We start from the raw sequence: 8649 nt of genomic DNA, 5'->3' as shown, positions 1-8649 counted from the left end.
GCGCGGGCGCCGGGAGCACCCGGCGCGCCCGGCGCCTTCGGGGCGCCCGGCGGCCGCGGCGCGGCGGGACCGCCCACGGACGGCCCCGCGAGGACCGTCGCGTCATGGTGCCGGTTCGCGTCCACGGCCGGGGACTCCGCCGTCGGCGGCAGCGCGCTCCCGCCGGGGAGCAGCGCGGTCCGCCCCTCCGGGTCGGCCGGCTCCGCCTCCCGTACGGGCGGCGCGAAGACCGTCGCCGGCGGGGGGACGAGGTGGTCGTCGGAGTCCGCGCCCGTGTTCACGTCCGTCCCGGCCCACGGCGTGTCGCTGCCCGCGGGCTCCCGTGCGGCGGGCGGCGCGAACGGCGGGCGCTCCGGAGCGCCGGATGCCGCGGCACCGGATCCCGCCGCGCCGGAACCCGCGTCCGCCCCGCCCGGGACGTACGCGGCGGTGTCCGCCGGTCCGGACGCGGGTGCCGCGCCGCCGGGCGCGTAGCCCAGGGTCTGCGCCCGGTCCTCGTCCCGCCGGGCCCCCGTCGTCTCCTCCAGCTCCGTCCCGCGCCAGGACTGCGCCACGTCGGGAGCGCCGTCGCCGGCCGACGTGGGCCAGCGGTCCGCGGGGGTGTCCTGCGGCGCGGCGTCCGCCGTGCGGCCGCCGCCGGGACGCTCCCCGATGCCGAGCTTGTCCGCCGCGTCCTGCAGCCACTCCGGCGGGCTGAGCAGGAACGACGTCGCCCCCAGGTCCACCCGCTCGGCCCGCGGGGCGGCGTCGGACGGCTCGGCGGCGGTCCCGTACGCCTCCTCGTAGCGGCGGACGACCTCGCCGACCGGGAGGCCCGGCCAGAGCGTCACCTCGCCGCTGTCGCGGGCGATGACGAGCCGCTGCCCGCCGTCGTCCGACGTCGGACCGTCGGCGCGGTCCTCCGCCCACACCACGAACCCCAGGTCGAACTCCCGGACCCGCACCTCGCGGTGCTGGTACGCGGGCACGCCCTCGTTGATCCACTCCTCGGCGCGCTCCTGCGCCTGAGCGAAGGTCACCATCGCCCGCTCCTCAGCTCTCGTCCGCGACCGGGACCGCGCTCGCGAATCCGCCGTCCACCATCAGGTTCGCCACCGTGTCCAGCTCCGGCGGGCTGCCGGCCAGCCGGCCGAGGAACTCGTCGAAGTCCGCGCCGCACGGCAGCAGCAGCCGCTCCACCCGCTCCGGCATCGACCACTCGGGCCGGTCGCGCACGTCGTCGTACGCGCTGAACCAGACCGAGCCCGCCCCCGCGCCCCGCACCTTGACCGCGAGCAGTCCGCCCTGCACGAAGGCGACCGCCAGGTAGTCCTTGGTGAGGTGGTCGCGCAGGCACTTGTTCGCATAGCTCAGGTCGTTGACCGCGGCCTGGTCGCGCACGGTCAGGAACGGCTGGTCGACCAGCAGCCCCAACTCGGCGTCCAGCGCCGCGCCGACGGGGGCGCAGCCGCCGGCCGCCTTCAGGAACGAGCGGTAGCCGCCCGGGAGCCGGTAGCCGAGGTCCTCCTCCAGGTCCCGCACCTGGCCCTCCGTCACGGCCAGACCCGCGCGCGGCAGCCCGAAGTGCGCCGGGCGCGTCTCCTGGAGCGGGCGCGTGCCCCTCTTGTCCTGGTCGACGTCCGCCGTCGCGAGACCGCCGTGGTGCCGCAGGAGCGCCTTCACCTCGACCGGGACCAGCTCCATACGGCGGGATCCGGCCACGTGGTGCCACGTCCAGCCGTGCGGGGTGGCCACCGGGTCGACGCTCGCCCACAGCTCGTGGCCCTCCGCGTGCAGGGCCGCGTTGGCCGACACGTAGTCCGTCAGCCGCAGTTCGTCGATGCCGAAGCCCTCCGGCGGCTCCGCGACCTCGGCCGCAGCGCGCGCGTACGGTGAGAAGTCCGGGTAGCCGTCGGCGTCCACCCTGACCCCGCGGGGGTGTCGGGCCGCTCTGACCGGGTCCGGGAAGTGCACGACCTGCCCGGCGTAGGCGGCGTTCGGTGGCGCGGCTTGCTGCCCGAGCCGACCTGTCGTCATGGCGGGTTCCCCCTGCTGCGAATGGCTGATGAGCACCAGACTATGGCCTGCGACACGCCCGGACCCAGCCCCTCCCCGGGGCGTGATCCACAGACCCCCGCTTCCGTACCGACCGTCCCCTTTGGCAGGCTGTCCCCCAGTAACGGGGGCGTGACACCCGGGCCGCGCGGCCTGGGCACGGGAGGGAAGCACCACCATGCACACAGCACCACCGGACTCGTCCGGCGCACACGACACCGCGCCGCACGACCCCTCCGGCGACCCGCGCCGCCCCTGGACCGCCGCCGACGCACCCCGCCCGCCCCGCCTGCTGCACCGGCGCGACGGCATCCTCCCCACCGTCGCCGCCGCGCTGTCCGTGCGCGGCGAGACGTTCACCTGCACCGCCGGCCGCGCCGACCAGCCGCCGGTGCTGCACGCCCTCGTCCAGGACTTCCTCGACGCGCTGCCCGTCGCCCACCGCGAGCGGCACACCGGCCGCTGCCCCGAAGTCATCCTGCTCTCACGGCAGTTGACCAAGGCCGACCAGGCCCGCAGCCGCCGCGCCCAGCGCAAGCCGCTCACCTCCGGCGAGGCCCGCAAGGTCCTCAAGCACGCGCGCGTCACCGCCCGCCGCATCCGCGAGGACGGCGACCCGCTGCACGGCACCTACGCCCCGCCCTGCCGGTCCTGCGCCGAACTCCTCGCCCACCTCGGCGTCCGCCCCGTCGACCTCGCCGCCGACCAGACCCCCACCACCGGCTAGGAGCCGTCGCACCCCGTGAGCACCGCGTACGAAGAGCACGACCCGCGCGATCCCCGCACCCGCTTCCCCGCCGCCGTCGGCGCCTTACTGCGCGAGGCCGGCTGGGAGCCCGGCCGCTGGGACATCGAGCAGGCCGAGTACTGGGCCGACACCCTGCGCGCCCACACCTCGCCCGGCGGGCACGAGCACGCCGTCTTCCCCGCGGCCGTCGAGGCCTGGGCCGAGTTCGGCGGGCTGCGCCTCGCGCCGGTCGCCGCCGGCCGCGACCTCGCCCCGCTCACCCTCGACCTCGACCCGCTCGCCGGCCTCCACATGGCCCGCACCCTCGCCGACCTCGGCCGCGCGCTCGGCACCGAGCTGAGCCCGCTGGGCCGCGAGGCGGACTCCGAGGCGCTGCTCGCCGTCGACGCGGCCGGGGCGGTCTACGCGATCGACCACACCGGGGACTGGTACGTCGGCCCGGACGCGGACCGGGCGCTGACGGTGCTGCTCACCGGGGGCCGGCCGGTACGGCTGACGGTGGGCTGAGACGCCGGCGGGTCCGGCCGGGCCCGTGCGCCGGTTCGTACGGCCGGAGGTCCGGCCGACCTGGGGACGGGGCCGGGGCCTCAGCCCGTCCCCTCCGCCGCGGGCGCGGACCGCCCCGCCCCGTCCGCCGCCGCGGCCCGCGCCGGGATCACCGCCGAGACCCGGAACCCGCCCGCGTCCGTCGCCCCCGCCACGAACACCCCGCCTAGGCCGAGGACCCGCTCGCGCATCCCCACCAGGCCGTTCCCCCCGCTGGGCAGCCCCGCCGCGGCGGCCCCGTCCCCGGGCGCCTCGTTCTCCACCTGCACCGCGACCTCGTCCGCCCGGCGGGCGACCCGCACCCACGTCTTCGCGCCCGCCGCGTGCTTGTGGACGTTCGTCAGCCCCTCCTGCACGACCCGGAACGCGGTCTGCTCCACCTCGGGCCCGTACTCCGCGCCCGCAGCGCCCCCGGCATCCTCCTGGACCGTCAGCTCGACGACCATCCCGGCCGCCCGCGACTGCCCCACCAGCTCGGCCAGGTCGGCCAGGTCCGCGGCCGCCCCCGGCGGGTCGTCGGCCCGCGACGCGGCCGCGGCCGCCGCCCGCCCGACGGACTCCAGCGGCGCGTCCACGGCCACCGCCCCCGGCCCCTGCTTCGACACGGCCGGCTCCGCGCGCAGCACCCCGAGCATCTCGCGCAGCTCGGTCAGCGCCTGCCGGCCCATGTCGCCGACGAGCGCCGCGTTGCGCACCGCCTTCTCCGGGTCCTTGCGGGCCACCGCCTGCAGGGCGGCCGCGTGCACGACCATCAGCGAGACGCGGTGCGCGACCACGTCGTGCATCTCCCGCGCGATCCGCGTCCGCTCCTCCGTGCGGGCCCACTCCGCGCGCTCCTCGGCACGGTCCGCGAGCAGCGACAGCTCGCGTTCGAGGGAGTCCGCGCGCTCGCGCAGCGACTCCATCAGCCGCCGCCTGGCCCCCACGTAGAGGCCGAGCAGCAGCGGCGGGGCGGTCAGACCGAGCGCGACCAGCGCGGACATCAGCGGGACGTACCAGCCGCCCGGGTCGTATCCGCCCCGGGAGACGCTCTGGTGCATCCGCACGAACGTCACCACGAACACGCCCGTGGTCGCCATCCCGGCGAGCAGGCCGGTGATGCGGCGGGGCACGTCGGACGCGGCGAGCGAGTACACGCCGACGATGCTGAGCAGGAAGCCCATCTCCGCGGGGGTCACCGCGATCGCGACCAGCACGACGGCGATCGGCCAGTGCCGGCGGACCACCAGCGCGCCGCCGGCCAGCACGCCGAGCAGCACGCCCAGCGCGGCGGGCAGCCCGGTGTTCCCGGCGAACACCGCGCCCTCGACGCCGCACTCCGCGGCGGACACCGCCGCGAGCCCCACGTCCAACACGGCCGAACGCCGTCTCCCCCACCACCACCAGCCCGGCCCGTCCCGGCCCGCCCAGCCCTGCTCTTCCCCCGTCGTGGTCATACCACCCACCCTACGGGCGGCCCGGATCGCGCTCACGGGCAATTCCCCTGGCTGTGCCGCAGGGCGCCGGGCTTTACCGTCGCATCGAGGGCCGGTGGTGCGGCATAGTGGGTGCCGCAACCACGACGGACCAGGCGATGTCCGTTTTGGTCCCCTGTGGTGTAATTGGCAGCACTGTGGCTTTTGGTGCCATCTGTCCGGGTTCGAGTCCTGGCGGGGGAGCGCACCGAAGGGCCCCGACCTCACCGGTCGGGGCCCTTCGCCGTTGCGGGGGCGTCCCCCGGGCGGACCCGCCCCCCGATCGCTCCGGACCACCCCTCGGTATCCTCTCGGTGTCCACCTCCACCGCCGAAGGGCACACCTGTGAGCGCCACACCCCCGGCCGCCGTCGTCATCCTCGCCGCGGGTGAGGGCACCCGCATGAAGTCGGCGACCCCGAAGGTCCTGCACGAGATCTGCGGGCGCTCGCTCGTGGGGCACGTCGTCGCCGCGGCGCGCGAGTTGGGGCCGCGGGAGCTGGTCGTCGTCGTGGGGCACGCGCGCGAGAAGGTGACCGAGCACCTGGCCGGCGTCGACCCGTCGATCCGCACGGCCGTGCAGGAGGAGCAGAACGGCACCGGGCACGCGGTCCGGATGGGCCTGGAGGCGCTGGGCGCGGACGCGGTCGAGGGGACCGTGGTCGTGGTGTGCGGGGACACCCCGCTGCTGACCGGCGCGACCCTGCAGGCCCTCGCGGCGACCCACGCGGCCGACGGCAACGCGGTGACGGTGCTGAGCGCCGAGGTCCCCGACGCGACGGGCTACGGCCGGATCGTCCGCGACGCGGCGACGGACGCGGTGACGGCGATCGTCGAGCACAAGGACGCCTCGGAGGCGCAGCGCGCGATCCGGGAGATCAACTCCGGGGTGTTCGCGTTCGACGGCCGGCTCCTGGTGGAGGCGCTGGGCCGGGTGCGGACGGACAACAGCCAGGGCGAGGAGTACCTGACGGACGTCCTCGGCATCCTGCGCGAGGCCGGTCACCGGGTGGGTGCGTCGGTGGCGGCGGACCACCGCGAGATCGCGGGGATCAACAACCGGGTGCAGCTGTCGGAGGCCCGCGCCTCGTTGAACGCGCGGCTGCTGCGGGACGCGATGCTGGCGGGTGTGACGGTGGTGGACCCGGCGACCACGCTGGTCGACTGCACGGTGACGTTCGAGCAGGACGCGCTGGTGCACCCGGGTACGCAGCTGCTGGGCGCGACGCATCTGGCGACGGGTGCGGAGGTGGGTCCGAACACGCGGCTGACGGACACGGTGGTGCGCGCGGGGGCCCGGGTGGACAACACGGTGGCGCTGGGCGCGGAGGTGGGCGAGGGCGCTTCGGTGGGCCCGTTCGCGTACCTGCGTCCTGGTACGCGGCTCGGTGCGAAGGCGAAGATCGGCACGTACGTCGAGACGAAGAACGCGAGCATCGGCGAGGGGACGAAGGTCCCGCACCTGAGCTACGTGGGCGACGCGACGATCGGCGAGTACACGAACATCGGTGCGGCGAGCGTGTTCGTGAACTACGACGGGCAGGACAAGCACCACACGACGGTGGGGTCGCACTGCAAGACCGGTTCGGACAACATGTTTGTGGCACCGGTCACGATCGGGGACGGCGCGTACACCGCCGCCGGGTCGGTGATCACGAAGGACGTGCCGGCCGGCGCGCTGGCCGTGGCCCGGGGCCAGCAGCGGAATATCGAGGGTTGGGTGGCCCGGAAGCGGCCCGGGAGCGCTGCGGCGCAGGCGGCCGAGTCGTCGTCGGAGCGCACTTCCGGCCAGGAGTGACCGAAAAGCGGCGCCGTCATCTCGGCGTACTGTGATAACTGCACACGATTCGGCTGGCTCGCCCTCCTTACCGGCGGCCGAACGCTGCCGATGGCCAGAGCGAAAACGTCTGAGGAGACAGTGCTGTGAGCGGGACCAAGACGACCAGCGAGAAGAAGAAGATGATGCTCTTCTCCGGCCGGGCCCACCCCGAACTGGCCGAGGAGGTGGCGCGCCACCTGGGGATCGAGGTGGTCCCCACCAAGGCTTTCGACTTCGCCAACGGTGAGATCTACGTCCGGTACCAGGAGTCGGCGCGTGGCGCGGACGCGTTCCTGATCCAGAGTCACACGGCTCCGATCAACAAGTGGATCATGGAACAGCTGATCATGATCGACGCGCTGAAGCGGGCCTCGGCCCGCAGCATCACGGTGATCATCCCGTTCTACGGCTACGCCCGGCAGGACAAGAAGCACCGCGGTCGCGAGCCGATCTCGGCCCGTCTGGTCGCGGACCTGCTGCAGACGGCGGGCGCGGACCGGATCCTGACGGTCGATCTGCACACCGACCAGATCCAGGGCTTCTTCAACGGCCCGGTGGACCACCTGTTCGCGCTGCCGATCCTGGCGGACTACGTGGGCGCGAAGGTCGACCGCACCAAGCTGACGGTCGTCTCCCCCGACGCCGGCCGGGTCCGGGTCGCCGACCGCTGGTGCGACCGCCTGGGCGCGCCGCTGGCGATCGTGCACAAGCGCCGGGACAAGGACGTCGCCAACCAGGTGACGGTCCACGAGGTGGTCGGTGACGTGAAGGGCCGCGTGTGCGTGCTCGTCGACGACATGATCGACACCGCGGGCACGATCTGCGCGGCGGCGGACGCGCTGTTCGCGCACGGCGCGGCGGACGTCATCGTGACGGCCACCCACGGCGTGCTGTCGGGTCCGGCCGCGGACCGGCTGAAGAACTCCCGGGTCAGCGAGGTCGTCCTCACCGACACCCTGCCGACGCCGAAGGAGCTGGAGCTCGACAAGATCACCGTGCTGTCGATCGCGCCGACGATCGCCCGCGCCGCCCGCGAGGTGTTCGAGGACGGCTCGGTGACCAGCCTCTTCGACGAGCAGGCGTGACGCGGACCACCGCCGGCTGACCGCCGGGTGATCGATTTCTGAAGCGGCCTCCCCGCCGGGTAGACTCCTGGAGTTGCTCGGCGAGGGAGGCCGTTCCGCGTTCGTCATCGAACGGGACCGGCGGTCCGTTATCGACGCGCTCTTCGTAGCAGGCCCGCGGTTGTGACGGGCCGGGAGTCGTGGCCGGGTGACCGCCACCGACGAATTCCCACGAGGAGCGCGCATGTCCGAGATCAAGATCACCGCCGAGACCCGCACCGAGTTCGGCAAGGGCGCCGCCCGCGCCATCCGCCGCGCCGACAAGGTCCCCGCCGTCCTCTACGGCCACGGCAACGACCCGGTCCACGTCACCCTTCCGGGCCACGAGCTGCTCCTCGCGCTGCGCGCCTCGAACGCGCTGCTGAACCTGGACATCGACGGCAAGTCGCAGCTGTGCATCCCGAAGGACGTCACCCGCGACCCGATCAAGGGCTTCCTGGTCCACGTCGACCTGCTCGTCGTCGCCAAGGGCGAGAAGGTCACGGTCGAGATCCCGGTCCAGGCCGAGGGCGACCTGGCCCCGGGTCAGAACCTGGTCGAGCACGTCCTGAACACCGTCTCCGTCGAGGCCGAGGCCACCCACATCCCGGACTCCTTCACCGTCTCGGTCGAGGGCCTGGACGCCGGTGACTCGATCTCCGCCTCCGACATCGAGCTGCCCAAGGGCACCACGCTGGTGACCGAGGGCGACGCGGTCGTCATCCAGATCCTGGCCGCGCAGGCCGAGGAGCCGGCCGAGGACGCCGAGGCGGAGGCCGCCGAGGGCGAGGCCCCGGAGCAGGACGCCGCCGAGGGCGACGAGGAGAAGTCCGAGGCCTGAGCCTCGTAGCTCCACCGCCTGTCCCGACCGCCGTCCCGCTCCTCCGAGCGGGACGGCGGGCGTGTCGTGTAAGTGTCGCACCCGTGGTAGTAGGAGCCAATACGA

General features: G+C 74.4%; 7 protein-coding genes, 1 tRNA gene and 1 pseudogene. 6 read left to right on the top strand and 3 right to left on the bottom strand.

Annotated elements, in window-relative coordinates; genetic code table 11:
- Positions 1-1022 (bottom strand): annotated as a pseudogene (locus tag ACFWEG_RS26880) (hypothetical protein); the annotation flags it as partial.
- A 10-nt stretch (positions 1023-1032) separates the two neighbouring features.
- Positions 1033-2016 carry an SMI1/KNR4 family protein gene (locus ACFWEG_RS26875; protein ID WP_387220130.1) on the bottom strand — a complete coding sequence of 328 codons (984 nt, stop codon included), beginning with the start codon at positions 2014-2016 and terminating at the stop codon, positions 1033-1035.
- Positions 2017-2212: 196 nt separating this feature from the next.
- Here ACFWEG_RS26875 and ACFWEG_RS26870 point away from each other — a divergent pair, with 196 nt between their 5' ends.
- Complete coding sequence (locus ACFWEG_RS26870; protein ID WP_387220127.1) at positions 2213-2761, top strand: YwqJ-related putative deaminase; 549 nt, start codon at positions 2213-2215, stop codon at positions 2759-2761.
- A gap of 15 nt (positions 2762-2776) precedes the next feature.
- On the top strand, positions 2777-3289 hold the full coding sequence (locus ACFWEG_RS26865) for an SUKH-3 domain-containing protein (RefSeq protein ID WP_387220125.1): 513 nt from the start codon (positions 2777-2779) through the stop codon (positions 3287-3289).
- A gap of 80 nt (positions 3290-3369) precedes the next feature.
- Here the strand turns inward: ACFWEG_RS26865 and ACFWEG_RS26860 are convergent, their stop codons facing one another.
- A complete protein-coding gene (locus tag ACFWEG_RS26860; protein ID WP_387220122.1) occupies positions 3370-4764 on the bottom strand; it encodes a sensor histidine kinase in 1395 nt (464 codons plus the stop codon).
- A 150-nt stretch (positions 4765-4914) separates the two neighbouring features.
- Between ACFWEG_RS26860 and ACFWEG_RS26855 the strand changes: the two genes are divergently transcribed.
- The 4 genes from ACFWEG_RS26855 (at position 4915) to ACFWEG_RS26840 (ending at position 8544) form a co-directional block, all read left to right on the top strand.
- Positions 4915-4986: transfer RNA gene (locus ACFWEG_RS26855), tRNA-Gln, on the top strand.
- A gap of 141 nt (positions 4987-5127) precedes the next feature.
- Positions 5128-6579 carry a bifunctional UDP-N-acetylglucosamine diphosphorylase/glucosamine-1-phosphate N-acetyltransferase GlmU gene (gene glmU, locus ACFWEG_RS26850; protein ID WP_387220119.1) on the top strand — a complete coding sequence of 484 codons (1452 nt, stop codon included), beginning with the start codon at positions 5128-5130 and terminating at the stop codon, positions 6577-6579.
- 125 nt (positions 6580-6704) lie between these two features.
- Positions 6705-7685 carry a ribose-phosphate diphosphokinase gene (locus ACFWEG_RS26845; protein ID WP_387220116.1) on the top strand — a complete coding sequence of 327 codons (981 nt, stop codon included), beginning with the start codon at positions 6705-6707 and terminating at the stop codon, positions 7683-7685.
- Positions 7686-7908: 223 nt separating this feature from the next.
- Positions 7909-8544 carry a 50S ribosomal protein L25/general stress protein Ctc gene (locus ACFWEG_RS26840; RefSeq protein WP_387220114.1) on the top strand — a complete coding sequence of 212 codons (636 nt, stop codon included), beginning with the start codon at positions 7909-7911 and terminating at the stop codon, positions 8542-8544.
- Positions 8545-8649: the final 105 nt, after the last annotated feature.

Source organism: Streptomyces sp. NPDC060194, assembly GCF_042728285.1.
Taxonomy (GTDB): domain Bacteria; phylum Actinomycetota; class Actinomycetes; order Streptomycetales; family Streptomycetaceae; genus Streptomyces.
This window is presented reverse-complemented; position numbering and strand designations above follow the sequence as displayed.